27 protein-coding genes are annotated in these 25,717 nt (G+C 43.5%); 21 read left to right on the top strand and 6 right to left on the bottom strand.

The annotated features are described in order from the left end of the window. The first annotated feature begins 37 nt into the window (after positions 1 to 37). The 9 genes from AC0VYG_RS07970 to AC0VYG_RS08010 all read left to right on the top strand — a co-directional run bounded on the left by AC0VYG_RS07970 (position 38) and on the right by AC0VYG_RS08010 (position 7,720). Entirely contained in the window at positions 38 to 571 is a 534-nt protein-coding gene (locus tag AC0VYG_RS07970; RefSeq protein WP_475431780.1) for a hypothetical protein, read from the top strand. Positions 572 to 1,087: 516 nt separating this feature from the next. Further along, positions 1,088 to 1,645 carry a hypothetical protein gene (locus AC0VYG_RS07975; protein WP_475431781.1) on the top strand — a complete coding sequence of 186 codons (558 nt, stop codon included), beginning with the start codon at positions 1,088 to 1,090 and terminating at the stop codon, positions 1,643 to 1,645. Between the two features lie 123 nt (positions 1,646 to 1,768). Beyond that, the gene (locus AC0VYG_RS07980) at positions 1,769 to 2,290 is read left to right on the top strand and encodes a DUF3916 domain-containing protein (RefSeq protein WP_475431782.1); all 522 of its coding nucleotides are present in this window, start codon (positions 1,769 to 1,771) and stop codon (positions 2,288 to 2,290) included. Between the two features lie 88 nt (positions 2,291 to 2,378). After that, positions 2,379 to 2,897, top strand: a complete 519-nt coding sequence (locus tag AC0VYG_RS07985) for a GNAT family N-acetyltransferase (RefSeq protein WP_475431783.1) — start codon at positions 2,379 to 2,381, stop codon at positions 2,895 to 2,897. A gap of 134 nt (positions 2,898 to 3,031) precedes the next feature. Continuing rightward, entirely contained in the window at positions 3,032 to 3,634 is a 603-nt protein-coding gene (locus tag AC0VYG_RS07990) for an HAD family hydrolase (protein ID WP_475431784.1), read from the top strand. 473 nt (positions 3,635 to 4,107) lie between these two features. Beyond that, a complete protein-coding gene (locus AC0VYG_RS07995) occupies positions 4,108 to 5,112 on the top strand; it encodes a S66 family peptidase (RefSeq protein ID WP_475431785.1) in 1,005 nt (334 codons plus the stop codon). Positions 5,113 to 5,205: 93 nt separating this feature from the next. After that, positions 5,206 to 5,799: a hypothetical protein gene (locus tag AC0VYG_RS08000; protein ID WP_475449902.1), complete on the top strand. Its 594-nt coding sequence runs from the start codon at positions 5,206 to 5,208 to the stop codon at positions 5,797 to 5,799. A 288-nt stretch (positions 5,800 to 6,087) separates the two neighbouring features. Then, positions 6,088 to 6,792 (top strand): pseudouridine synthase, encoded by a 705-nt coding sequence (locus AC0VYG_RS08005; protein ID WP_475431787.1) that lies wholly within the window; start codon positions 6,088 to 6,090, stop codon positions 6,790 to 6,792. Positions 6,793 to 6,811: 19 nt separating this feature from the next. Continuing rightward, positions 6,812 to 7,720, top strand: a complete 909-nt coding sequence (locus AC0VYG_RS08010) for an NAD-dependent epimerase/dehydratase family protein (protein WP_475431788.1) — start codon at positions 6,812 to 6,814, stop codon at positions 7,718 to 7,720. Positions 7,721 to 7,791: 71 nt separating this feature from the next. Here the strand turns inward: AC0VYG_RS08010 and AC0VYG_RS08015 are convergent, their stop codons facing one another. Beyond that, positions 7,792 to 8,163, bottom strand: coding sequence for a glutathione S-transferase N-terminal domain-containing protein (locus AC0VYG_RS08015; protein WP_475431789.1), 372 nt, complete (start codon positions 8,161 to 8,163; stop codon positions 7,792 to 7,794). 175 nt (positions 8,164 to 8,338) lie between these two features. Here AC0VYG_RS08015 and AC0VYG_RS08020 point away from each other — a divergent pair, with 175 nt between their 5' ends. The 3 genes from AC0VYG_RS08020 to AC0VYG_RS08030 all read left to right on the top strand — a co-directional run bounded on the left by AC0VYG_RS08020 (position 8,339) and on the right by AC0VYG_RS08030 (position 9,733). Continuing rightward, on the top strand, positions 8,339 to 8,530 hold the full coding sequence (locus AC0VYG_RS08020; protein ID WP_199477220.1) for a DUF3185 family protein: 192 nt from the start codon (positions 8,339 to 8,341) through the stop codon (positions 8,528 to 8,530). Between the two features lie 102 nt (positions 8,531 to 8,632). Further along, positions 8,633 to 9,028 carry a DUF3465 domain-containing protein gene (locus tag AC0VYG_RS08025; protein WP_475431790.1) on the top strand — a complete coding sequence of 132 codons (396 nt, stop codon included), beginning with the start codon at positions 8,633 to 8,635 and terminating at the stop codon, positions 9,026 to 9,028. A 234-nt stretch (positions 9,029 to 9,262) separates the two neighbouring features. Further along, on the top strand, positions 9,263 to 9,733 hold the full coding sequence (locus tag AC0VYG_RS08030; protein WP_199477222.1) for a Dps family protein: 471 nt from the start codon (positions 9,263 to 9,265) through the stop codon (positions 9,731 to 9,733). 238 nt (positions 9,734 to 9,971) lie between these two features. On the opposite strand, the gene AC0VYG_RS08035 is transcribed toward AC0VYG_RS08030, so the two are convergent. Continuing rightward, complete coding sequence (locus AC0VYG_RS08035) at positions 9,972 to 11,789, bottom strand: flavin-containing monooxygenase (protein ID WP_475431791.1); 1,818 nt, start codon at positions 11,787 to 11,789, stop codon at positions 9,972 to 9,974. Positions 11,790 to 12,203: 414 nt separating this feature from the next. Here AC0VYG_RS08035 and AC0VYG_RS08040 point away from each other — a divergent pair, with 414 nt between their 5' ends. From AC0VYG_RS08040 to AC0VYG_RS08050, 3 genes are read left to right on the top strand one after another with little or no spacing between them, the layout of a single operon-like run. Beyond that, the gene (locus AC0VYG_RS08040) at positions 12,204 to 14,177 is read left to right on the top strand and encodes a sigma-54-dependent Fis family transcriptional regulator (RefSeq protein WP_475431792.1); all 1,974 of its coding nucleotides are present in this window, start codon (positions 12,204 to 12,206) and stop codon (positions 14,175 to 14,177) included. Between the two features lie 7 nt (positions 14,178 to 14,184). Further along, positions 14,185 to 14,472: a GNAT family N-acetyltransferase gene (locus tag AC0VYG_RS08045; protein WP_475431793.1), complete on the top strand. Its 288-nt coding sequence runs from the start codon at positions 14,185 to 14,187 to the stop codon at positions 14,470 to 14,472. A gap of 7 nt (positions 14,473 to 14,479) precedes the next feature. Beyond that, the gene (locus AC0VYG_RS08050; RefSeq protein WP_475431794.1) at positions 14,480 to 14,938 is read left to right on the top strand and encodes an N-acetyltransferase family protein; all 459 of its coding nucleotides are present in this window, start codon (positions 14,480 to 14,482) and stop codon (positions 14,936 to 14,938) included. Between the two features lie 30 nt (positions 14,939 to 14,968). Here the strand turns inward: AC0VYG_RS08050 and AC0VYG_RS08055 are convergent, their stop codons facing one another. Beyond that, the gene (locus tag AC0VYG_RS08055) at positions 14,969 to 16,030 is read right to left on the bottom strand and encodes a TQO small subunit DoxD (RefSeq protein WP_475431795.1); all 1,062 of its coding nucleotides are present in this window, start codon (positions 16,028 to 16,030) and stop codon (positions 14,969 to 14,971) included. Between the two features lie 229 nt (positions 16,031 to 16,259). On the opposite strand from AC0VYG_RS08055, the gene AC0VYG_RS08060 reads away from it, so the two are divergent. From AC0VYG_RS08060 to AC0VYG_RS08075, 4 genes are all read left to right on the top strand, one after another. Further along, positions 16,260 to 16,919, top strand: coding sequence for an NADPH-dependent FMN reductase (locus AC0VYG_RS08060; protein WP_475431796.1), 660 nt, complete (start codon positions 16,260 to 16,262; stop codon positions 16,917 to 16,919). A gap of 26 nt (positions 16,920 to 16,945) precedes the next feature. Next, complete coding sequence (locus AC0VYG_RS08065; RefSeq protein WP_475431797.1) at positions 16,946 to 17,662, top strand: SDR family oxidoreductase; 717 nt, start codon at positions 16,946 to 16,948, stop codon at positions 17,660 to 17,662. A 115-nt stretch (positions 17,663 to 17,777) separates the two neighbouring features. Continuing rightward, positions 17,778 to 18,779, top strand: coding sequence for a porphobilinogen synthase (hemB, locus tag AC0VYG_RS08070; protein ID WP_475431798.1), 1,002 nt, complete (start codon positions 17,778 to 17,780; stop codon positions 18,777 to 18,779). A gap of 9 nt (positions 18,780 to 18,788) precedes the next feature. Beyond that, entirely contained in the window at positions 18,789 to 19,538 is a 750-nt protein-coding gene (locus AC0VYG_RS08075; RefSeq protein WP_475431799.1) for a carbon-nitrogen hydrolase family protein, read from the top strand. Positions 19,539 to 19,681: 143 nt separating this feature from the next. On the opposite strand, the gene AC0VYG_RS08080 is transcribed toward AC0VYG_RS08075, so the two are convergent. From AC0VYG_RS08080 to AC0VYG_RS08090, 3 genes are all read right to left on the bottom strand, one after another. After that, positions 19,682 to 20,377, bottom strand: coding sequence for a 2'-5' RNA ligase family protein (locus AC0VYG_RS08080; RefSeq protein ID WP_475431800.1), 696 nt, complete (start codon positions 20,375 to 20,377; stop codon positions 19,682 to 19,684). Positions 20,378 to 20,680: 303 nt separating this feature from the next. Continuing rightward, the gene (locus AC0VYG_RS08085; protein WP_475431801.1) at positions 20,681 to 22,828 is read right to left on the bottom strand and encodes a TRAP transporter permease; all 2,148 of its coding nucleotides are present in this window, start codon (positions 22,826 to 22,828) and stop codon (positions 20,681 to 20,683) included. 172 nt (positions 22,829 to 23,000) lie between these two features. Continuing rightward, positions 23,001 to 24,026: a TAXI family TRAP transporter solute-binding subunit gene (locus AC0VYG_RS08090; protein ID WP_475431802.1), complete on the bottom strand. Its 1,026-nt coding sequence runs from the start codon at positions 24,024 to 24,026 to the stop codon at positions 23,001 to 23,003. A gap of 134 nt (positions 24,027 to 24,160) precedes the next feature. Here AC0VYG_RS08090 and AC0VYG_RS08095 point away from each other — a divergent pair, with 134 nt between their 5' ends. Further along, on the top strand, positions 24,161 to 24,787 hold the full coding sequence (locus AC0VYG_RS08095; RefSeq protein WP_475449903.1) for an HAD family hydrolase: 627 nt from the start codon (positions 24,161 to 24,163) through the stop codon (positions 24,785 to 24,787). A gap of 96 nt (positions 24,788 to 24,883) precedes the next feature. After that, complete coding sequence (locus AC0VYG_RS08100) at positions 24,884 to 25,624, top strand: class I SAM-dependent methyltransferase (RefSeq protein ID WP_475431803.1); 741 nt, start codon at positions 24,884 to 24,886, stop codon at positions 25,622 to 25,624. The last annotated feature ends 93 nt before the right edge of the window (positions 25,625 to 25,717 follow it).

Here is a 25,717-nt window from a genome sequence, read left to right on the forward strand (position 1 = left end):
CTCGTAGGTGAGCCCGTGAGCAGGAACGTTACGTGTCATGAGTATTGATAAACTAGGAAATTTTGGCGGCCATTTAGTAGACCTCTTATCAAAAGATAATGACCTGTCTATGCGGCTGCTGTCATGGAATGCTTTTGAAGAAGGCTGCACCCCGGTGCTGGCCATTGATCTCTATGGGTATGATTACTCAAGCTCTAACCAAGTAGAACTTGAGGAAGTCAAAGCTCAAGAGTACGAAATTGATGGCGTTGAAATCGAAGGAAGTGAAGTACAAATATGGGTATATGGGTTCGACAAGCCTATCATCATAAATTGTGCAGAAGTCAGCTACGAGTTTCAGGCGTTATCCGAGACCGATTTGCGAAGATTGCTAAAGATATCTCAAGCATCGAATAACGACCAGTACAAAGATATAGTCGCTCTTCGAAATAAAATAGAGTCAATCGAAAAGTTCGTCTCAGAGCAGGAAAATCGAATCAATATTAAATGTGAAAATCACCCTGAGGGGAACAGGCTCTATAAAGAGCAACTAAAATTACTAAATCGGCTTCGAGCAAGTCTAAACACGTAACAAGTGCAAGCAGCATCGGCCCTTCGGGCCTGGACCTCGCTACGCTCGGCCGCTGTTGCAGGTGTTGAACGAAACAAGAAGTCTGTAAAAGTGGAGATGGACACTGCGCCAATGGGGTGTCGATGCCCAGCGTGTGGTGAACCTAATGTGGTTTATCTTGGGGAGATAAAATATTCCCCTCAGTTGGGCTTGAATAGTCGTTAACAGACTCAGGCATAAATACATTGCCTTGAAAGCGGATCAGGTCATGGAGCCTGAGGATCGAGTATTGCCTAATGCTTAGGATTCGAGTAAAAAGAGTCATACTGTGATAAAAAATAAACGTAAACCCCGCCTAAATTTTGGGAATATCCCTTAGCAAGGGAGAAAAAGCACTGCGATATTAACAGGGACGTCGCCCATTCTGAAAAAGCAAATCCCCTATAGATAACGCGGCCGTTCATCAGACGGTTATAGCCATGGCTTCGCCACTGTATAACCGCTTAGTAGTTAGCGCTTTTGTTGAAGTAGTTAGACATGAAGATTATTACGAAAGATTTTATCTCGATCTTTAATGCTTTTTGGTATCGAGATTTCCCTCTTGCAAAAAATTTTAAAGAGATAGGTACGAGAGCTGAGTGGACTATTCATTTAGGTGTTTGCACGCGCGCTACGTCTGACCTTCTAGGTTATTTTACATATTTTGAAAGCGGTGGAAGAACAGACGCAGTAATAAAAGACAATAATGAAGAAACTATTGCTAATCTAGAATGGGAATGGAGAGAGCCAAGATTTACAGATAAAGTCAATGAAGTCAGACAGTTGCATAATAATCGTGAATTTTGTCAGTTCTCCGTCTTTGTTTCATATTCTGATGATAGATTTCATGACGATAATCTAAATGCAGTCTTAGATCAGTGGGGAGATGCTGAAGAACCTCTAGTGCTGATTCTTATTCGTTTTAAGCGCAAGAATCGACGGATATTTGATTTAATGGAAACATATCACATTCAAAATGGCAAAGTACGGAAAGTAAAAAAGCAAAAAGCTCTTCCTTGGGAAGCTGTTGGAAAGCGCTGGGAATATCAGCACTAACAAACACATTAAGTCGCTCGCAGGCTCGCTGGGACAGTAACACGTGGGCTCTGTCGCTTCGCTCGGATTTTAGCTCACGTATTACTGCCCCTTATGAGGGTGTTATAGGGCAAAGTAGTAACTATGCGAAAATTAAGTTTCAGTAGACCCAATGAAAAAGTTCGGAACCCTGAAAGGCACCTTAGAGCTTTGAAGAGATGGGCAAAGGGCTTTGAAGGGTTTTATCCTGAAAGAGATAGAAGTCGATATCAGAATTTCAAAATATGGACTTTGGACAGATTGATTGAAGGTCCTAAATCAAAGTCCGAGTGGAAAGAAGAAGCGATTTTACAGCTCTTACAAGCAGCGCAGAATTTAAAGAATTCCCGACCTGAAAATGAGGAAGGTGAGTCATGGGTAGCTGTTTTACTTTGCTACCCTAACCTTTGGTCTAGCGAGGTTACTGTATTCTTTGATAAAGAATACCTGAATAGCTTTATTCCTTCTGAGCTAGGTGATCAATCAATCTTGAAGAAGTATGGTATTTCTTGTCCAAAAGAGTTCATCGAAGCTAGTTACATCGTTAAGTGGAGTGACGAAGACGAAAACGGGGAACCAATAGAGTGCAGTGAAGAACGCTATACAATTTATGAAAGAGCTCTATAACAAGTCAATTAACTACGCGCCTTTCAGGCGCTGGACCCAGTAAAGCTGCGCCGGTTATTGAGGCGTTGGTAACAAGGAAAGATCGAGCATGGAAATATTTACGGATAGACTGAAAATGACTCAAATTGCGGACAACGATTGGGAATTATTTGAGTCTATATATCGTGATCCTGCTGTTATTAGCTTATGTTTCGATGAACCATCGGCTTTTGAAATAAAAGAAAAATTTGAATCAAGGCTTCCTATGTGGTCTAAAACTTCAGAAAATTGGCTATGCCTTACAATGACTGTACGGGAAACTGGTGAAAAAATTGGAATCACTGGCTTTAAACTTATCGATGGTGTTGCAAACGTTGGGTATTTAATTCTCCCTCAATACCATGGTCTTGGGTTTGGTACAGAGTCATTGAAGGCATTAATCAACTGGGCTTCCAATGAACAAGCTATTACGGAATTTAGTGCAGTAGTCACAGAGGGCAATGTTGGTTCAGAGAAAGTACTTGTCAAATGCGGTTTTTTTCTCAAAACCGTAGTACCGAATGCCTACGAAATTGGTGGGAAACTGTATGCTGATCATATTTATTGCATCGAAAATATTGTTACATAACAAACGCATCAAGACGGATTCGCAACGCATGGCGGTTTTGGTTTGATTCTGCTTTTGTGTTTACGGTGTAATAATTTAGTGTCGAGGTAGCGTTGCTCAATACTTAAGCGGGCGTTATGCGAATGGGGAACAAAGTGAAAAATACAGTTTTGATTGATTTTGACGGTGTTATACGTCACTGGTCGAGTGCTGAACTTGATAAGCACGCAGCGTCATTAGGTCTAGAACGCAATCCCTTGTTTGCATGCGCTTTTTCTGAGAGACATTTGCAACCGGCTATTACGGGTGAGATTTCACACGAAGAATGGTGTGATAATGTCCGTTTCGATCTGTCAAAAGAGTACGGGCAAGGTGTGGCTGGAGAGTTAGTAAATAAGTGGTACTCTCTGGAGGCTGAAATTGACTACGAGTTTCTAACCAAAATTCGTAGTCATCTTTCTCTCGGGCAACTTGTTCTGGTGACTAATGCCACAAGTAGACTAAATGACGACCTTCACTTCGTTGGTTTAGATAGTGAGTTCGACCAAGTCATTAATTCATCTGAAATAGGAGTTGCAAAGCCAGCATTGAACTATTTTTACATTGCACTGAAGAAACTTGGTGTAAGTGAAGATGAATGTGTATTTATTGATGATTCTGCTAAAAATGTGAAGGCAGCTAGGTCTTTGGGTATTGAAAGTCTATTGCATTCGAACACTCAGGAAACTCTGAAGTTCATTGAGGAAAAATGCGCATAACAAACAATGGCAAGCGACGCCAAAGGCGCACTTGCTGTAAACGTTATGTGCTGATATGACTAGACACATAGAAAAACAGATATGCATTAGATGTGGCGAGTTAGTTTATAGGCGCTCTATCAAAATAGAGAATCTTCATAAATATGACACAAGCAACAAAGACGCTTACATCAGGAGCCTTGTTGAGCTGGAGGATGTAACCCTAGAAGTTGCAAAGTCATGGGCAGAACATGGTTTATATGAGATGTGTAAGGAAAGAATTCGTTTCTGTCCTGTCTGTGGCAATCAACTTAAGACATGGAGTGCTAAGTTGTGCCTGAAATGTGGGGCTAAATTTGAGAGTGAATATAATGAGAAAAATACATAACAATTCAATCAAGTACGCCCGGATTTCATGCGGGCTGAACACGCTGCCGCGCGCCGCTTATTTCAAGCGTTATTTTGTTTATTTGAATTATGGAGGATAGGGGTAGGTGATATTTCCACAAGCTTTAAAAGTTGGTGATAAAATTGGCTTTTTTTCACCGTCATCACCAGCAACGGCTTTTGCGCCAAATCGTTTCAAGCGAGCAAAGTCTTATCTGGAATCTCAAGGCTTTGAGCTAATAGAGGGGCATCTCACTGGCTGTTCTGATTCATATCGCTCAGGTTCAATTCTAGAACGCGCAGAAGAGTTTAACCGATTAATCCGTGACCCTAATGTACGGTGTGTCATGTCTACAATTGGTGGTAGCAATAGTAATTCGCTATTGCCCTACATCGATTATGAAGCACTTAGGAACGATCCCAAGATTATCATTGGCTATTCTGATGTAACGGCTTTGCTATTGGGTATCTATGCTCAAACAGGTCTTATTACATTTTATGGCCCAGCACTGGTTGCATCATTTGGTGAGTTTCCACCCTTAGTCGAGGAAACGCTTCAATCCTTTCTGGAAATCTTGTGTTCGGAGTCTGATTCGTATCAGTACACAATGCCTTCGTCGTGGACAGACGTGAAGCACGACTGGGAAACTCAAAATTCACCAAAATCAACTTACATAAATGAATGGCAGTTTTTAGGTAGTGGCCAAGTTAGAGGCCGTATAATTGGTGGTAATCTCAATACTATGGCAGGTATATGGGGTAGCCAATATATGCCAGAGATAGAGTCAGGTGACATCCTCCTGCTTGAAGACTCTCTTAAAGGTATAGAAACTGTCGAACGTTCTTTTGCCCATCTAATGGCCTGTGGTGTGTTTGAAAAGGTTGGTGCAATTGTATTAGGCAAACATGAACTGTTTAATGACAAAGGAACGGGGCGTACGCCGCTTGATGTTTTGCTTGAAGTGTTAAATGGTAAAAACGTCCCTATACTTTATGGTTTCGACAGTTGTCATACGCATCCCATGTTGGTTACACCACTAGGGGTACAGGCTTCAATTGATTTTGACAGCCAAACTATTGGGCTTGAAAGTCGGTGGGTATCAGCAAAATAACAAGGTATTTTAGAGCGATTCGCAACGCTTGGCATTTCATAGTATGGCACGCATCGTGTCACGCCTTAACGCGACGTTATGCACAGTATGAGAATGAAAAACTATCTTACCGAAAAATTAAGTATTTTTAACAAAAGCGACTTCCTCCCAAGAGAGCAGAGCTGGGAAGCTGTACGTGTATTTTTTGCGTGGGCCGTTCCTGCTTTTATGTTTGTATTGTGGGCTAATACCTACCACCCTGAAGTAGAGTTTTATAAAAAGGCTATAGCTGAAGGTATCGGTCCAAATCTTTGGAACACAATTGGTTCATTCGGTCTTTTTACCTTTGGAGTAGCAGTGATTTTTTCATCATTCAAAACACCATCGCTGATTGCTAAGCAAATACTATCGAATACCTATGCTATTGGCTGCCTAACATTTGGGCTTTTAGTTGGGCAGTGGTGTCTTCTACCTTTCTCTCAATTAGTATGGTGGCAGCAGGGACTTTTTGGCATTACTTCTGCGCTTTTGCTTTTCGTGGTTTTTGTTTACAACGTCATTGTCTGGTATCTAAGCTTCCTAATTCAGAATGATCAGCACCAAAAGTCAGCATTTTTGAAAAAATTCGAGCAGCTACATTGGTTTTGGAGGGCGGTTTTTGGCTCTTTTATAACATTGGTTGCTCTATTGGTATTCTTAAATGCATAACAAGGCCAAGCACAATCGTGCAATGCAAAAAACGCATTGCACTGGACGGCCTACACTACGTTTCTGTTGCCTGTGTTAGCGACGTTAGAAATGCCAACGTCACGTTAAACGCAGAAAAATCATTATGCTAAGGCTCTACGCAATCAAGTCATTACAATAGATTAGGAAGATGAAGTTACACGAATACGTTTTTTTAAAAAAGTTAACGCATTAAGATTTTGGTTAGGTTGATAACAGTCAGTTAGAAAGGATAATGTCTGGCTCTTTCATCCGTTAACGTTGCCTGCTATGCGCCTTGATAAATTTGTTTGTAAAAGTACCGAGCTAACCCGACAGGAAGCGATTCAATGTATTCACTCTGGTGAGTTGAGTGTTAACGGCGAAGTCACGATGAATGAAGCGGTTCAGGTCCATGAAAACAATACCGTACTGTTGCATGGTGCTAGGCTGAAAGCGCGGGACTTTCGTTATATCTTGATGCATAAACCAGCGGGTATGGTGTGTTCCAATATCGATGAAGTTTACCCGTCTCTGTTCAATTATTTAGAGGTTGATAAGGTCTCAGAACTTCATATAGCAGGGCGCTTGGATGCGGACACGACGGGTCTGGTTCTGATCACGGATGATGGGCGTTGGTCTTTTCATATTACTCTACCGAGCAATGATTGCCGCAAAGTCTATCGAGTTCAATTGTCCCAAGCCATTCCTGCAGAACGGAGTAGCGATCTTGTCACTCAGTTTAAACAAGGCTTACAACTGCAAGGTGAGCTGGGGTTAACTCGTCCTTCCAAATTAGACATTATTACTCCAAAAGAAGTACTGTTAACCATCACCGAAGGCAAGTTTCATCAGGTAAAACGAATGTTCGCTGCCGTAGGGAATCGTGTGGTTGGCTTGCATCGTGAACAAATCGGCGAAGTTTGCCTTGACCTAGATGTTGGGCAATGGCGTTATTTATCTAAGAATGAAGTAGAGTCTTTCAACAATAATTAGAATTCATGGAGGTTAGCTTATGACTACAAAGCGCATATTATTTACTGGTGGATCGGGAAAAGCAGGAAAGCATGTTATCCCCTACCTTCTCGAACAGGGCCATCGAGTGCTGAATGTGGATTTAGTCCCTTTGGATCATCCAGGAGTAGATAATTTGATTGCCGATATTACGGACTCTGGACAAGTATTCAATGCCTTGAGCGCTTATGCGGGATTTGATGAGCTGGAACCCGGTCTCGGTGTGCCAAAATTTGATGCCGTCGTGCATTTCGCCGCTATCCCACGCATTTTAATTCACCCTGATAATGAAACTTTTCGGGTTAACACCATGGGGACTTATAACGTCATCGAAGCCGCCGTGAAGTTGGGTATTAAAAAAGTGGTGATTGCTTCGTCAGAAACAACCTATGGTCTTTGCTTTTCGGATGGTCAAACCGACCCGCATTCTTTGCCGTTAGAGGAGGATTATGATGTTGATCCTATGGACAGTTACGGGTTGTCTAAGGTGGTGAATGAGAAAACGGCTCGTAGCTTCCAGCGCCGTTCAGGTTTTGATATTTACGCGCTGCGCATTGGTAATGTGATTGAGCCCCATGAATACGCGGAACTGTTTCCGCATTATTTTAAACACCCTGAAGTGCGCCGCCGAAATGCGTTTTGCTATATAGATGCTCGCGACCTCGGGCAAATTGTGGATTTGTGTTTGCAAAAAGGCGGCTTAGGTTTTCAGGTGTTTAATGCGGGTAATGATCATAATGGGGCGATTATCCCAACAAAAGAGTTAGCCGAACGCTTTTTTCCTGGCGTGCCATTCACTCGAGAAATGGGAGAGCACGAAGCCTTGTTTTCGAATCGTAAAATTCGAGAAGTGCTGGGGTTTAAAGAACAGCATAATTGGCGTCAGTACGTGAGTGTGCCCGAAGAGTAGAGCGGGTAGACAAAGCATGGCGTCTATTGCTAGACACCGTGCTTTGAAGAAGGTCAGCCTGAATAATAAGATTAGGCAAAGCGCTTTTCTAAATAGCGAATAATCTCAGAGGATTCGTACATCCATTCAACCGTTCCTTCTTTTTCAATACGTAAGCATGGCACTTTCACTTTGCCGCCTCCTTCAAGTAATTCTTGACGGTGCTTTGATCCTTCTGGGGCATTGCGTTTTTCGATAGGAAGATTCAACTTGTACATCGCTCTGCGCGTTTTGGTGCAAAATGGGCAGGCTGCGAACTGATAGAGCGCGAAATGTTTCAGATCATTGTTTACTTCTTGTTGCTGTTCTGGGGCGCGTTTTTTCTTTGCGCCGCGGGTAACAAGATCAAGAGCGATAATGATGTAGCCTAGTAGGTTACGAATTAAGTTAATAACTATTTTCATGGAAATGACTCGCTTGTTGTCTGATCAATAAAGAGAGGGATCAAGTTCGGCCATTCTAGCGGTAAACGGGTGATTATTTAAGTGCTCGAAGCGAATGTTTTTTTAAGTCTTCTTGTTATCTGTGTCATTATGGCTTGCTTATGCACTGACATTTTGAATCTATTGGAGTACATATATGAATAACAAACTGATTGGACTGATTTTGATTGTTGCCGGTGCCGCTTTAGCCGTATGGGGTTACAACATTTATGATGCCGCCACCTCTCAAGTGGCTCGCGCGTTAAGTGGTGACACGCCGATGAAGGCGTGGGTGGGTATGGTTGGTGGCGCCATCTGCGTGGTGTTTGGTTTGTCTAGAATGCGTTGAAAAAGCATTCGATGGTGAAAGATCGGATTAGAAGAGAGGTTTTATCTGACTCTTAATATCCGCTTAATATGTGTTTGTCTATAAAATGAGCAGGGTGATCGTGTGAAGTTTATTTTCATTTTACTGGTATGTTTTGTCAGTTGGCTGCCAACACTTTCGCTGGCGGATGATAGTCGTATACAGCAGGCCTTTGAATTACATCAGAGTGGCCTCCAAGTGGAAGGGACAGGGCGTGTGGTTCGTATACTGAAAGACGACACCAAAGGAATAAAACATCAGCGCTTCATTCTGAAACTTCCCAGTGGTCAGACTCTGTTAGTAGCACATAACATTGATTTAGCGCCCAAAATTATGGATTTGAAAAAAGGCGATACGGTTGAGTTCTATGGTGAATATGAATGGAATCGCAAAGGTGGCGTAGTGCATTGGACCCATCGCGACCCTCATCATCGTCATGTGAATGGTTGGCTTAAACACAATGGCCGTACTTATCAGTAGCCAGTAGCGAATGAAACCTGATTGGTTTTTTGTTGTGATGTTCTCTTATTATCTCCTTATTTTATAAGTTTTAGATGGTTTCGGACGGCTCTTTTTTTCTGTCACAATATAGGGGAATACTTGGAATGAAGCTGATAGCGGTCAGTAAATCTTGTATGGATTCGTTGTATGTTTGCAAGGCTTATGACTGATTGATCAGCTGGTTGAGCACGATTCTAAACAGGAGGTAACAACATGACAGATATCGATATTGGTATTAATAAAGAAAATAGATCCGAAATTTCAGAAGGGCTAAAGTGCCTATTGGCGGATTCTTATACTTTGTACCTTCAAACCCATAATTTTCACTGGAATGTTACGGGCCCTCAGTTCCGTGAATTGCATCTAATGTTTGAAGAGCAATATCAAGAGCTTGCGTTAGCGGTGGATGACATTGCAGAACGTATTCGTACCCTTGATGTTCCCGCTCCCGGCACTTATAAAGCCTTCGCAGAGTTAAGTTCTGTGAAAGAAGTTGATGGCATACCGAGCTCAGCGGATATGGTGAAATTGTTAACTAAGGGTCATGAGCAGGTGGTGAAAACTGCCCGTAAAGTCTTAAAAGTAGCACAAGAGGCGGATGATGAATCCTCTGCATCATTGGTATCCGATCGTATGCGAGTGCACGAAAAAACGGCGTGGATGCTAAGAGCAACCCAAGCTTAATCTCTATTGCACTTCTAAAGCTAGATACAGAGCCAGCGGTTTGTTTTTCGCTGGCTTTTGTGTATGTGTTAGCTAGATAAAATATTATTAAACAACAAGTTACGTGACTTTTGGTCGTCTAACTTATGAACTTCTATAGCATTGCCTTTAGCAATTGTAAGTATGGTTAAATGGATTGGATAAGGCTGATAGGATTGCAGCCTTATCCATTTTCAATGAACGGTCTGGCACAAAAGCGTTAGCTAAGGTGATGGACTGGCTCCATTCCGTATACGGGGGTGTCTATTCCTTCCATGCGAGCTTTTAATTGCAGTGATAGATACTGAGAGTAGTGTCTCGATTGATGTAAATTACCACCATGGAACCAGAGGGCTTCTTGATGCGTCGGTTTCCACATGTTGCGAAGTTCTCCTTCCCATGGGCCTGGATCTTTCGCTGTGTTCGATCCCATCCCCCAGCATTTGCCGACTTTGTCGGCGACCTCTTGAGAGATGATTTTAGCCGCCCAACCGTTCATAGATCCAAACCCTGTAGCGTATACGATTAAATCAGCTTCTAGTTCCGTACCATCCGTGAGTACTACTGACTTGGGTTTAATGTGGTCAATAGAGACACCTGATTTAAGCTTGATATCACCGTTGGCGACAAGTTCTGAAGCGCCCACATCTATGTAATAACCCGAGCCACGACGAAGATATTTCATGAATAGCCCAGAGCCATCTTCACCAAAATCGAGCAGGAATCCCGCATCCGTTAAGCGTTGGTAGAAGTCTTTATCTTTTTCTGCAACCGCTTGATAAGCAGGAATATGAAATTGTGGCATCACTTTAAAGGGGATGGATGCGAAGGTTAAATCTGCCTTGTAGGTAGTCATGCCATTTTCGACGGCTTCTTCTGAATATAAACCGCCTAGAACGAGTTCCATTAATGAGTCAGACTTGATGATATGAGTGGATGAACGTTGGATCATAGTGACATCCGCATCGTTTTCCCACAGGGCACAACAGATATCATGGGCTGAGTTGTTACCACCAAGTACAACGCATTTTTTACCTTTATAAGCTTCCCCTCCAGGATGTTGGCTTGAGTGGTGCTGTTCTCCTTCAAAGCTGTCCATTCCAGGAATGTTGGGCATGTTGGGAATGCCAGACATGCCAGTAGCTAGAATGAGCTGCTTAGGATAAATGGTGAGCTTTTCGCCATTCCTATCGACATTTACCCGCCATTCTTGTTTTTCTTCATCGAATTCTGCATGTGTACAGTGTGTAGAACCCCAATAGTTTATCTCCATCACTTTGGTGTACATTTCTAACCAATCGCCAATTTTGTCTTTCGGAGTGAAGACAGGCCAGTTTTCAGGGAAAGGAAGATAAGGCATATGGTCATACCATATGGGATCGTGTAATGAGAGTGATTTATAACGGTTGCGCCATGTGTCTCCAGGTTTTGGTAGGCTATCAATAACAATTGTTGGAACGTCAAGTTGGCGTAGACGAGCCGCTAGACCTATGCCGCCTTGTCCTCCGCCGATAATGAGGCAATAGGGTTGTTCTGTGTAACCTAGTGTTGCTTCTTCATGTTGGCGTTTTTCAAGCCATGTTTGGCGGTCTTTATTGGCGCCATGTTCAGCCCCTTTTGGACGCAGTTTGTTACGTTTTTCTGGGTAGTCTTTAAGCTCCGTCATGGTTGTCAGGAAAGTCCAAGCAAGATCATTGCGTAATCGTAGGTAGGCACGTCCTTTGGCAACCGATGTTTCGAAGGTAATCCAAGCATCAATTACACCGTCCGCTTCAGTGGCATCTTCTTCTAATTGCCAGTTTGTTGGACGAACTCGACTCATGGTTTCGGCAATCATGTCGCTGATGGCGGATTGACCTTCAAGGGTTTTAATGTTCCATGTGAAAGCGACTAAGTCTCGCCAGTAACCATTTTCTTCAAACAGTAAAGCAGCATCGGTGGGGGTATTTGAACTAAGCGTATTCGCTAATTTTTCTAGCCAATTCATGACGGCTATATTGGGTTGATGCGTTGTATTCAATGCGGATTGGTTGGTCATATCTATCTCCCATGCAGATTATTATTTTTATTACTGCGCTCATACCAAGCTCAGATTCGAGGATCTTATCCGAATGTTATTGGTTGTAAGGAAATAGCAGCATGCATGCCAATAGAGTGCTTTTATTGTTCTTTTAATTTTACTCATTTGATTTTTCTCGATTTTTTCAAGAGATAGTCACTAGTTTGAGATCATTTTTAAGATATTCATGCGCTTAATCATGGTTACACTTGTGATGGTTTCTGATACAGGTGTAACGTTCACTGTGACAAGAATAGAGCGAGTGTTACAGATAGTATTTCTAGATGAGACGGTCAAAAAATAATCGTTGTAAGGAATATAGAAAGCCTGCTTTTTCCAGAGTAAACTCGAAGGCATCTTAAAATAACAATAATAGACAAGAGAGGAGTTTGTATGACGAATACAAGCCAGCAGCGCCGCCATATCGATACAATACTCCGCTACGGTGGCCGCCAAGCTCTGGATAAGCATTACTTCCCCCATGAATTAATCGGACGTTCTTGGCAGCGATGTCTTAGTGAATATGGTTTGGATCCAAGCCAACCGAGACCTGCTCGCATTGTGACGCATCAAATTCTTCGTGAGCATCAAGATTCAGTGGATGAGTTTTTGAACGTCGCAAGAGCGGGGGTAGAGCAGCTTTATACGCAAATAGCTGGCTTGGGCTACGTTCTATTACTGAGTGATTATCGTGGTATTACGGTTCAATTTTTAGGAAGTAAAAATGACGATGAGCGTTTGCATCGAGCTGGTCTGTATTTAGGTGCCGATTGGAGTGAACAATATGCGGGTACTTGTGCTGTCGGGACTTGTATTCATGAACAGCAAGCACTGACGTGTCATCGTGTGGATCATTTTGATAGCTCCCATATTGGTCTGACTTGCACCGCGGCCCCCATTAAAGACCCATCAGGGCAATTATTGGCAGTGTTGGATATTTCAGCGCTTGATTCGTCACAGACACCGGATAGTCAAAATTTTGCTTTGCATTTAACTCAGCTCTACGCTCGACTAATAGAGGATGCGTATTTTTTGAGACGTCATCGGCGTAGCCTGATTTTTAAGTGCGATCAGTCTCGTGAATTGGTCCAAGTAAATGGGCAGTTCTTATTCGCTTTAAGTGAAGAAGGTGAGGTACTGGCAGCAAACACTGCTGGTCGTCGTTTATTATCGCAATGCCACCTTATTAATTTGCCGACAGTCTCATTACCCACGCTACTGGAATGCCAGTGGCGAGATATTGTCGCCATCAATTATGAAAGCAAAGATGGTATTCGAGCCTTTCGTTTATCAGGCACACAACAAACGCTGTTTGGCATGCTGATTGAACCTATTATTAATGTGTCTTATCAATCTCATGTTTCAAAAATATTGACGACTCAAGAAGAAGTTGTCCCTCAGCTTGATGACTTGAGTGCGGATGACCCCGCCATGCGTAAAACAATTAGTTTGGCAAAACGGCTACGTCATCGGGATATTAATGTACTGATTTTAGGTGAGACAGGGACGGGGAAAGAAGTATTAGCGCGAGCGATTCATGATAGTAGTCATCGTGCAACGTCACCTTTTATTGCCGTGAATTGTGCCGCGATTCCTGAGTCATTAATTGAGAGTGAACTTTTTGGTTATGTGCCTGGAACTTTTACGGGAGGGCGCGCAAAAGGGGCAAAAGGATTAATTCAGCAGGCGAGTTCTGGCACTCTTTTTCTCGATGAAATTGGCGATATGCCTCTGCATTTGCAGACCCGTTTACTTCGTGTACTGGCGGAAAGACAAGTCATGCCATTGGGGGCGCAACAAGCCATCGATGTTGATATTCGCGTGTTGGCAGCCACCCATTGCAATCTCACTCAGCTTATTAAAGAAGGGCATTTCAGAGAGGATCTTTTTTATCGACTGAATGGCGCGACATTAAATCTGCCTACACTCAAAGCACGTGCCGATAAATCGTATCTTATTCAAATGCTATTAAAAAAAATCAATCCAGTTGTGAGGTTGCGAGCAGATGCGATGAGTGCATTATTGGCTTACGAGTGGCCGGGTAATATTCGCCAACTCGTTAACACGCTGACCTTTGCAGAAGCCATCTGCGAAACCGATGAAATCTCTATACAACATCTACCTGAAGAGTTTTTTGTTCAGCAATATGACGTAGCAGAGCCATTCATACCGATCCAGCCTGTTGCACCGACTTATGTGAATCCGCAAAAATCACCGATAAACGATTCAGAGCAGCGTTATTTATTGGATTTATTACGGCAGCAGTGTTGGAATATATCCGCCGTTGCGAAACAATTAGGGGTGTCAAGACCCACGATATATCGGCGTATGAAAAAACATCAAATAGTTCAGCCAAAAAATCGATGATTCACTGGTGGTTCGAGGTCCTTTTCAGGCCTGTTTTCTTGGTTACTCCATTGGGCAGCAACATCAAGGCAAAGGACTGATGACAGAAATTTTGCAGGTGTCTATTGCTTATATGTTTGAAACGGTGGGTTTAAACCGAGTGATGGCGAGTTATATGCCTGCCAATAAAGCCAGTGGTCGAGTGCTTGAGAAGCTGGGTTTTGAACGAGAAGGTTACGCTCGTAAATACTTGAAAATTGCTGGCAACTGGGAAGATCATGTGCTTACTTCGTTAATAAACCCTAATGGTGAGTAAAAGAAATATGGAGTTAAGAAAAGCTAAGTTATCCGATGTCGATCTCTTATCACCACTCTTTCACGACTACAGACAACTTTCTGTCAGTTTGGATAATACGGCGGGATTTGAGGAATCTAAAAAGTGGGTAACGGACTGTTTAACCAATGATGATGCGACGTTTTTATTGGCAATAAAGGAGGGTCGGCTATTCGGCTTTGCGACCTTGTATAAAGGGTTTAGCTCGGTGTCTTTGCAAAAATATTGGATCTTGAATGATTTGTATGTGACGAGCGATGCCCGTGGTTTAGGGGTAGGTACCTTGTTGATGGCTAAGGTGGACGACTATGCGGTGCAGACACATTCCAAAGGCGTTGAGCTAGAAACATCGCTTGATAATCATGTCGCTCAATCGTTATACGAAAAATTGGGGTATCTCGAAAACGCTCAGTACAAGCGCTATTTTAAAAAAGTGAGAAAGGATTAGTTTCTCACTTTTTCTAGAGAGAGGTTAGGACTATTGCTGAACAGTGGTTTTAAACACTTTTCCTTCCACGCTGACAAATTGTAAAGAGACCGGTTGTGTTGCGTTGACTTTGATCCCTTTTGGCAATGCTAAGGACCAAGTGGCTTTTGAGCCTAATTGGCAGCGTACCGCGAAAGCCATGGCTTTACAGATAGACCAAGGCGCAAATTGGTTTTTAATGGTCACGATGTTTGGATCTTTTAATTGAGTTGCTTGATAAGAGGTTAGTACCGTGCCATTTTGGACTAAATTTACTTGCGTTATATAAGCGCCTTCAGTATCAGGACCCGTGTCAACATAGGTGTTTACATCCAGTTTATCGTTTTTGATAAGAGCTTGAGATAAAGCGACTGAATGTTTAGTACTGTCGATGCGTTTACCCAGTGGTGTGACAATAGCACCGTAATTATAACCGTAGAAGCCGACAGCAAACAGAATAGATAAACTTCCCATCACAACTGAGAATTTTTTCAATTGGCCGATAGACAGTGGCAAAGGACCGCTGGTTAACCAGCGAACCCAAGGTTTATTCTCAAGTTGCTTTTGAAATAGCTGGTCAACTGCGAATTTACCGCCACCAGTAATGAGGGTAACAGATCCGGTGGAAAATCCCAGTGCAGCCATTGTCCATTCATCCAAGCAGGTTGTTCCCATCCAGCCAAAAATAATCATTAAAGTACAGGCTAAGCCAAGACTAATGAAAGACAATAGCCGTGTTGCAAAACCAATAATTAATCCGACACCAACGACAAGTTCGACCAATGTGAAAAAGATAATTGCGGTATGAAGTAGCGTGCCATGGGCCAGCAACCAATGCATTACCCCCGTCAGGTCAAAGGCTGCACCAGGGGCAGCATGCACCAGTTTGTTCGCTAAATAGGCATGGGATGTTGGGTCTAATTTTACTGGGTCATAAATTAATCGACGACTGGCTCCGCCCCAATATATCCAACCAGAGACGAGTCGAATAGCAAGTGCCATGACACCTGCCATTTGCCAAAACATGGGAGATAGCAACATATTACTATCATTTTTTTCTTGATTAACTTGCATTACACAGCTCCATTTATAAGAAGTTATCATTTGATCGAATAGGGTAAAGGCTGTTGAACTGTTATTTTTAATAGTTTTTAATAATTAAAATCAAAATAAACACTATAAAAAACAGTGCTATTGTTTGTGGCTTTACTGCTTTTACGAGCGGTTCGACTTAGGTACCTAATAATATAACTAATAGACATTAGGTTATTCTAAAATATTCTTTAATCAAGGTGAGGTCAATATGAAGTTTTTAATTTTTCTTGGCTCGGTAAGAGACAGCACACCACCACGACCTGCTCGCTTAGGTGAGCGTGTTGCGAAGTCCTGTATTGCTTGTTTTAAAGCGCATTTCCCAGAGCATGAGATAGCGTTAGTTGATGCGTTGGATTATGCGTTAGAGCCTGTTTTTAAACCGCATTTTTCTTATTCGAAGAGTCAGGTGCCAATTCTGTTAGAAGAATTAGCCCAAAAGATAGAATGGGCGGATGGCTATATCATGGTGAGCCCAGAATATAACCATTCAATGAGCCCGGCACTTGCCAACTTACTTAATCATTTTGGTAGTTCTTTGTTCTCTTATAAGCCCAGTGCCATTGTGACTTATTCGGCTGGTCAGTGGGGGGGAATGCGTGCGGCCATTGGTATGCGAACCTTTCTTTCTGAACTGGGCTGTTTGCCCGTTTCCTCAATGATCCATATTCCAAAAGCACAGGAGGTTTTTGACGAATATGGTGAGATCAAGGGTGTTGCCGAACCGTCAGAGTGGTTTGGTTATTTTGCTCGTACGTTTCAACAGCTAGTATGGTGGGCCCAAGCAACGACAGATCATCGAGCAAAAGTGGATCCTCACAAGATGATTAAGAGCTTTTTGACGGATCCCTCACAACGGAATGCGCCTTAATGTCTTTATAGTAAGAGGTACTTTAAATGAAAAAGTTGGCTTTTCTGGTAACAGGAGCATCAAAAGGAATTGGCTTTGCTATTGCGAAGAGATTATCCGAGGACGGCCATCATGTGATTGGTGTGGCTCGGCACACTCAAGACATTGACTTTCCAGGGATGTTATTTGCCTGTGATTTAATGGACGTTATGCAGGTGGAGGATGTTTTGCAAAAGATAGATCAAGAATTTCAGATCATCGGTATTGTGAATAATGTGGGCATTGCAATGCCACAGTCTTTAGAGTCAGTGGATCTATCAGCGTTAGAAAAGGTCTTTGATTTGAATGTTAGAAGCGCTGTTCAGGTAACTCAATTTTTTATAGAGCAAATGAAGCAGGAAAAATTTGGTCGTATTGTGAATATATGCAGTCGAGCTATCTATGGTTCTCGAAATAGAACTGCGTATTCAGCAGCGAAAAGTGCATTGGTTGGTTGCACACAAACATGGGCGCTTGAGTTCGCGGAATATGGTATCACGGTGAATGCTGTCGCACCGGGTCCGACTGAGACTGAGTTATTTCGTAAAGCACATTCTGTCGGTAGTTCATCTGAAGTGGCGGCGATTTCAAGCATTCCAATGCGTCGGCTTGGTCAACCTAAAGAAGTGGCTTCTGCCGTTTGCTTTCTTTTATCAGAAGAGGCGAGTTTTATCACTGGGCAGGTGCTTGCTGTGGATGGTGGTGGAAGTTTAGGTGGTAGATGAAATGTGCTTTTTATGAGGAACCCCCTGTCTCTTTATAGCTGACGGTAATGGCTTGGGTGTAATCTTCTTCGCATTAGTCTTTGTGTTTTAACGTTTTATTATAAGGAAATAGATTATGTCATCTTCAACGTCTACCGGTCCTTTACGTCGCTTACGTCGCCTTCGGGGAACGCAAGCCATGCGTGACTTGGTTAAAGAGCATGATTTTTCTCTCAATGATCTGATTTATCCTCTTTTTATCGAAGAGAGCATCGATAAAGCCATCCCACTCACTAAGTTGCCAGGCATAGAGCGTTTACCAGAAACGGCTTTGGCCCAAGAAACAAAAGACTTATTTGCTTTAGGCATCCGCTATGTGATGCCGTTTGGTATTAGCCATAAAAAAGACGCCATAGGTAGCGATACCTGGGATGACAATGGTTTACTGGCGCGGATGATTTTGACCATAAAAGAAGCGTGTCCTGAGATGATTGTGATTCCAGATATTTGCTTTTGCGAATACACAGATCACGGTCATTGTGGTGTCGTGCATCATGGTGATGTGGATAACGATGAAAGCGTCAAAAACTTAGTGAAGCAATGCATTACGGCAGCGCGGGCAGGAGCCGATATGTTAGCGCCTTCGGCTATGATGGACGGTCAAGTGTTGGCCATTCGCCAAGGTCTGGATGACGCGGGCTTTAAGCAAGTGGGCATCTTGGCCCATTCCGCGAAATTTGCCTCGTCTTTTTACGGACCATTTCGTGAAGCGGTTGAAAGTGAATTGAATGGTGACAGAAAGTCATACCAATTGGATTGCGCTAATGGTCGTCAGGCGTTGCAAGAAGCCTTACTGGATGAGCAAGAAGGCGCGGACGTTCTGATGGTGAAACCAGGAACTCCTTACTTGGATGTTTTAGCCAATTTACGCCGAGAAACACATCTTCCATTGGCCGCTTATCAAGTGGGTGGCGAATACGCGGGTATTAAGTTTGCTGCGTTAGCGGGTGCGCTGAATGAACAGCAAACGGTATTTGAAACTCTCGTGGGCTTTAAGCGAGCCGGGGCGGAGTTTATTGTTAGCTACTATGCCAAACAGGTTGCACAATGGCTGGCAACTGATCGACTTGTAAAATAGAGGAAAGCGATGAGTTCCCAGTCTATAACCGTCAGTTTGGCGCAAATTCCTGTTGTTAAAGGAGCGGTTGAAGAAAACCTTACAACACACCTTTTCGCTATCGCTAGGTCTGCGGCGACTGGTGCAGATTTGGTGGTGTTTCCTGAGTTATCACTGACAGGATACGAGCTAGAATTGGCCGCTGGTCTTGCTTTTCATGCTCATGCACCGGAGTTTGCTGTGTTATCTAAAGCGTCTATCGAGAACAATATTATTGTGATCGCAGGCTGCCCTTGCGCGGTGGAAAAGGATAAGCCAACCATCGGTGCTGTGATTTGTTTTCCTGATGGTCGGATTGAGCATTACGCTAAGCAGTATTTGCACGATGGAGAAGATCAATATTGTTCTATTGGCACTAAGGATTATGTGTTCTTAGTTGGGAATTACCGAGTGTCCTTAGGGATTTGTGCGGATTTTTCGGATGCTCGTCACCCTGCGAGGGCGGCTGAAAAATTGGCGGATCTGTATGTCGCCAGTGCATTGATTTCAGAATCTGGCTATGAGGCGGATGCTAAGATTTTGTCTCACATTGCGGCTCAGTATCAGATGCCTGTTATGCTCTCAAATCATATTTCTCAAACGGGTGGTTGGCAGACATTTGGTCACAATGCAGCTTGGGATTCGTCTGGTCAGCTGGCTGTTTCATCTAATAGTAAAGAAGCTTGTTTGCTTTTGTGTACGCTTAACACAAGTGAGATAACAGGCTATGTTATCGCCTAAAAAGAAAGTGTTCAAAATACAAAAGATGTTTTGTTTCTAATCCTGACTCTATTTGAATATGGATTGTTAAGTGAATTTTTCTGTTAGAGGTCAAGCCAAGAACAAACGCTCAATCAATGATCTGTTCTTGGCTTAGCTGTTTGCTATTTTTTAAAATAGTAGCGAGCGATGATTTCTTTTTGTTGACCCCATTCATCGGCAATACCGATGCCAATGCCCACAATTTCACCTTGAGCTTCTGGCGGATGCTTCTTCATTTTCATATTGAAACTGGCCAGTTTTGGGCTTTTTTCGTTCGCTAGTAGAGTTAAATGAGGCTGGAAGTTTTGGAAAACGTTTGGGCTGCCATAGCGTTGGAACGCAGCAAGCTTGTTAGGGTAGTTTTTTACCCAGCCTGGTAGAGGCGCATGCTTATCTCGCAATGGTTCAATGGCGAGTGTCACTTCGTCTGCAAGACGTTGAAGTTTGCTTGAGTCATCTAGATTGATAAAGGCCCAGTTGCCTTTCGTGACCGTCAGTCCATTCGCTTTGATCGGAAAAGGGCGATACTGTGTTGATATCTGTTTAACCGCTTTTTCGATAGCAGATTTTGCGCCTTCTGGAAAATTGGTTAGGTAAAGTGTGGCATGTACTGGCATGCCTTTTTCGTAAAAGGTGGTGATGCCTTCTTTTTTCAAGGCGTCACTGGTGTGCTTGACCAGCTCAGTAATGGGTTTAGAGGGAATCGCAAAGACATCCATACTGATGCTGTCTGCGAAAGCGCTGGTGGATAAGCTGACGGCCCCGATCAGAGCGATTTGTCCCAGTGTTCGTTTCATAATGTGCTTGTTTTTAAACATGTCGATTCCTTGTAGTGAATAGATAGGACCAAATCTTGGAAAGGTGCAAATAAGTCGTCTAAGCCCCGTATGCGGCCTACATGGATGTAGGTCATTAGGGCTATGCCGGAGCAATTGCCGAGGCAAGAGGGCTTGTTCGTACCTTCCCTTCATGGAATGAAGAACGCTTTTTTATTAGTAAACACTATTATGATGAAGACTGGATGACGTTAGCAAATAGTAATGCCATTATTCTCGCAGACAACCCTCTTTTGATAAGTCATCAAAAGAGGGTTGCGTAGAGAGAGGGCAGTTTAAATAAAGTTAGGCGGGCGCATTGTTTTTAGCGTAGGTCTTATTCCCCATGACAAACAAGGCCAGAAAAATAACGAGACCAATGAGTTGTAACCAAAGTGAGAAATGCGGCCAAAGCATTAGAATAGAGGCAATAAGTGCTAATACTCTAGTGGGAATCGACAGCCTGTCTTCCAAATAGCCTTCCATGGCAGCAACGAGAGCATACATGCCGAAGATAGCAAAGATCGTTAGCCTGATAAGTGTTTCTGTATCACCGCCAATTAATGGGGTATAGGCCATCAAGAGCGGCACGATATACAAACCTTTTGCTAACTTCCATGCGGTTATCCCCGTCCGCATGGGTGGTGTTTTGGCAATGGCTGCGGCGGCAAAGGCGGTCAAACAAACAGGTGGCGTGACATTACTGTCTTGTGATAACCAAAAAATGATCATATGAGCCGTTAACAGCGTCATCGCGACGGTATTGGCACCGAGTGCTTGATCCATCAGCATGCCCTTAAAGTCAGCAGGGACTTGCGCTAATAACGCAGAGGCTTGATCCATCGGCATGCCTTCAGTCAGTTTGCTGATCGATGTTGGATCCACCAGCATAAAGACCGCATGGGCGGCTTGCGGTAAGGTGCCGTTGCTAATCATATCTAGTAGCTGGCTTTGGGCGATCAAGTTAAAGATAGCGGGCGCAGACAGTGTGCCCAGTACAATATAGGACGCGGTGACGGGTAAGCCCATTCCTAGTACTAAGGACGCGATGGCGACTAATATGATAGTCAATAACAAGCTCCCACCAGCCCAGTCTGAAATGAGGAGAGAGAAGGTATTGCCCACACCTGTGGTGCTAATAACATTGACCACTAAGCCAATACCTATCAGCAACACGGCCGTTGTGGACATGTTTTTTGCACCTTGGGCCATGGCATCAAGAATACGTATCGGTCCCATACGGTGTGTTTTGGATAACCAAGAAGCGGCAATCACTGCAAGAATCCCCAGCCCTGCAGCGTAGGTGGGTGTATAGCCCTTGATTAAGAGGGTGACTAATACACCCAGGGGAACGATATGATGCCAACCTTCTTTTAGCACCTGAGAGACAGGTATACCAACGTCCGGTGTGCTGGTTACTTTGCTACGTTTGGCTTCAACCCGCACGAAAAAGCCCACTGATAAAAAGTAGAGTAGGGCAGGAATGGCGGCAACACCAATGATGGTGACGTAGGGCACTTGAGTATAAGAAGCCATAATAAAGGCGCCTGCTCCCATCACTGGAGGCATAAGCTGTCCGCCCGTCGAGGAGGCGGCTTCGATGCCTGCGGCGAAACGTGCAGGGAAACCCGCTTTTCGCATCAAAGGAATGGTGATGACCCCAGTGGAAACGGTATTGGCAACAGAGGACCCGGATACTGATCCCATTAGTCCAGAGCCTAGTACTGCAACAAAGCCAGGGCCACCAATCATTTTGCTGGCCAAAGAGCGAGATAGATCGATGATAAAGTCGCCAGCCCCAGATTTGACAAGAAAGGCCCCGAACAAGATAAACATAAAGACGAAACTCCATGATATCCGTGAGATTGGGCCGAACATACCATCTGTACTAAAGAAACTGCGATATAACAGCGTTTCAACGCTGAGCCCTGGAAACGAAAATGGGCCTGACAGCCATTTCCCCCACCAAACAACATAGGTGAGAGCGACGAGAATTAACAAAGGAATAAACCAACCAGTGGTGCGCCGAATGAGTTCTAATGCCATCAATATTGAAATACTAGAAACGATCCAGTCGCCCGTATCAAAGGTCACTCCACGGGCGTAAAGGGCATCTTCAAAAAACACGATATAGAGCACCATGCCAATCAAGGCCAGTACCATCAAAGTATCGAAAAAAAGAGCCAGCTTGCTATCTCGCCATTTGGGGCGAGCGGGCACTAATAATGCACATAATGCTCCAAAGCCAGCAAAGTGAAAGGAAGATACCCAGAGTTCGGGCAGGGTGCCGATGGTGTTGATGTAAATGTGTGCTACGGCGAGAAAAATACTTAACGTAAAAACAACACGGTTGAGCCAATGACCCGAACGGTGTTGGGTTTCAAAATCGTCTAAATTGATTTCATTGTCAGGTGATGAAGGCGTTGGTGAGCTGGCGTTAGAGGAAACAGACATAAAACAGTTACCTTTGTTGCAAACAGGATCAGGTCTTTGTTCGCACTTTTATTCGTGCTTATAAAAGACAGTAGGGCTCTCTGGTAAAAAAAACACACTGTCTAACGGTTGGTTCGCAAGTTAGGCAGTGTGTGTTTATCATCTTGATCTGATTTTAGCGTAATGACGCTTATTAATTAGCAATGAGTTCAGCAGGGATCTTAATTCCTTGCTCACGATAGTAGCGAGCAGCCCCTGGGTGTAATGGAACAGGTAAGCCCGCAATGGCTTTCTCTATCGCCATGACCTTGGTCGCTTTATGGATGGCGCTGAGATAAGCTAAATTTTCATACAAGGATTTGGTTAGATTGTAGATATCCTCTTCCGATACATCCGCTCGTGTTGCCAAAAAATTAGGCTGAGCAATGGTATTAATCGGTTTGCTTTGGCTTGGGTAGGTGTTTGCGGGGATGATGTAGCGCGTCCATAAGTTATAGCGACCATTGGCTTCTTTCATCTGTTTGTCAGTGAAATTAAGCACAGTAACTTTATCACCCATAGCGGCAAAGAGACGAGTTACTGCGCTCACTGGTACACCCGCCGGGGTGTTCATTCCATCAATGGTGCCATTCTGGATGGCATCCGCACTGGAGCCGTAGCCCATATAAGCTAGGCTAAACTTATCTGGATCGATACCAAGCCCTTTTAAAATCTGGCGGCCAGAGCCTTCGGTACCGGAGTTTTTGCTACCAATAGAAAATTTATGGTTGGTATTTTCAAGGCTTTTTAAATCACTGACCGTGCCCGTTTTCGTCAGATTGCTTCTTAGGACAAAGTGCTCAACATTCTGCCACAGCATCGTGACAGAGCGCAGCTCCTTTTGCTTACCAATTTTTTTGTATGGGCCTTCACCGTTCCATGCCCAAGCACCGTATAAACCTTGTAAAATACCGAACTGAGCTTGGTTTTCGCCCATTAACTTGATGTTTTCACCTGAGCCAGCGGAGCTGATAGCAGACAATGAGAAGTGATGTTTAGGTTCGAGTTTCACTTTACTCAACGTGGCAATCGCCACACCGACAGGGTAATAGGTTCCTCCTGTAGATGCCGTGGCAAGTATGTAGTCTTTATTGGATGCAGAGGCGTTCATTGCTCCGAAGGTAAGCGTAGCAAGAGCAGACGCAGTTAATAGGGCTTTTGATGCGAAAGCTAATTTCATCTTATTATTCTCCAATTAAAGCGTTGAATCGATTAATCTATTACTAACTTTGTAGACAACCGCCGGGTTAGTAATCTTTCTTTTTTATTAGTTTTTACGTATTGTTTGCGATTTCTTTAAAGAGGGTATGACGTTTGCGGGTTAAAAATCAAGATATAAATGTAGTGATGTTTGATTTAGGGAATGTTCTTGTGGACCTTGGTAGTATCGATCAGATGTATAGTATGCTGAATACTCAAGGGGACCTTACAGAGGTTTGGTTGAAGTGGCTGAGGTCTCCAGCGGTTGCTGCGTTTGATTCTGGCCGGATTTCTTTTGATGAGTTTGCTGAGCGACTTCCTAAAGAGGTCGGTACGGAAATGGATAAAGAGACTTTTAAGGCGCGTTTTAAAGCGTGGCCTAAGCAATTATTCGATGGTGCCCTTGCTTTGGTTGATTCGGTCAAACCCCATTACCATAGGGCGATTTTGTCGAATACAAATGCTGCCCATTGGCCGAGGTTGATGAATGAAATGGGGTTGGCAGGGCATTTTCATAGCTACTTTGCGTCCCACTTGATTGGCAAAGTGAAGCCAGAGCCTAGTATTTATCAGCATGTTTTAAATGCGTTACAAGTCTCGCCCGAGAGCATCGTATTTGTGGATGATAACCAGGTAAACGTTGATGCGGCGAATGCCTTAGGTATACAGGCACATTTGACTCGAGGCGTTGAAGAGGCGAAATCAATTTTGAGTTCCTATAATGTATTATTGGAGCAATAACTATTATGCTATTGGTAGCCGAAGTGCCTCTCTTCCCTTTTTCTGGAACAAGTCGTCTGGTGTAGGGTAAAATAATAATTTTAATTGGGTGTTTTTATGCGAACTTTTGACGGACGATCTTCTGGTATCTATTCTCGCTCTCGACCGACGTACCCTGCGGAGTTGTACTATTGGTTATCTCAACAGGTTAAGAATACCGATATCGTTTGGGATTCAGCATGCGGTACAGGGCAAGCAGCCATTGACCTTGCAGCGTATTTTAATCGTGTGGAAGCTTCCGATATCAGTGAGTCGCAAATTGCGGAAGCCACTCCCCATCGTAAAGTCAATTATCAGGTGTTCCCCTCTGAAAAAACCCATTATCCAGATAACTATTTTGATGCGATTTGTGTCGGTCATGCTCTGCATTGGTTTCACCTTGAGACGTTCTGGCAAGAAGTGAAAAGGGTAATGAAACCCGGTGGATTATTCGTTTGTTGGGGATATAACTGGCTCCGAGTCGGAGAGCAGGAGGATGCGGTGATTGCTCAGCATGTGCTGCCTCATCTTACGTCTTATTGGCCACAAGAAAGTCGTTTACTTTGGGATCAGTATAAAGATATTCATTTCCCCTATGAGCCCATTGAACCCCCTTCATTTGATTTACAGTGCAATTGGACCATGTCTCAAACCATGGATTTTATGCGCACTTGGACGGCGTCACAATTACGTATTCAAGACAAGGGTGATGACTTTTTGGTCGAGGCTAACCAAGTTCTATCCACCGTCTGGCAAAACCCCACCCAAAAGAAACGCATCACCTTACCTTTTTTTGTTAAAGCGGGAAGAATTAAATAACGGGTAAATCTATATAACCTATTGAGGCAGCCTTTAGGTTTTTGAAGATATTGTTGGTTAAGTGTGACATCGTCGTAAAAGCATTTTTAATAT

Source organism: Marinomonas sp. 63XJN7_7_ISO-PGPR-S23-202 (assembly GCF_056173505.1).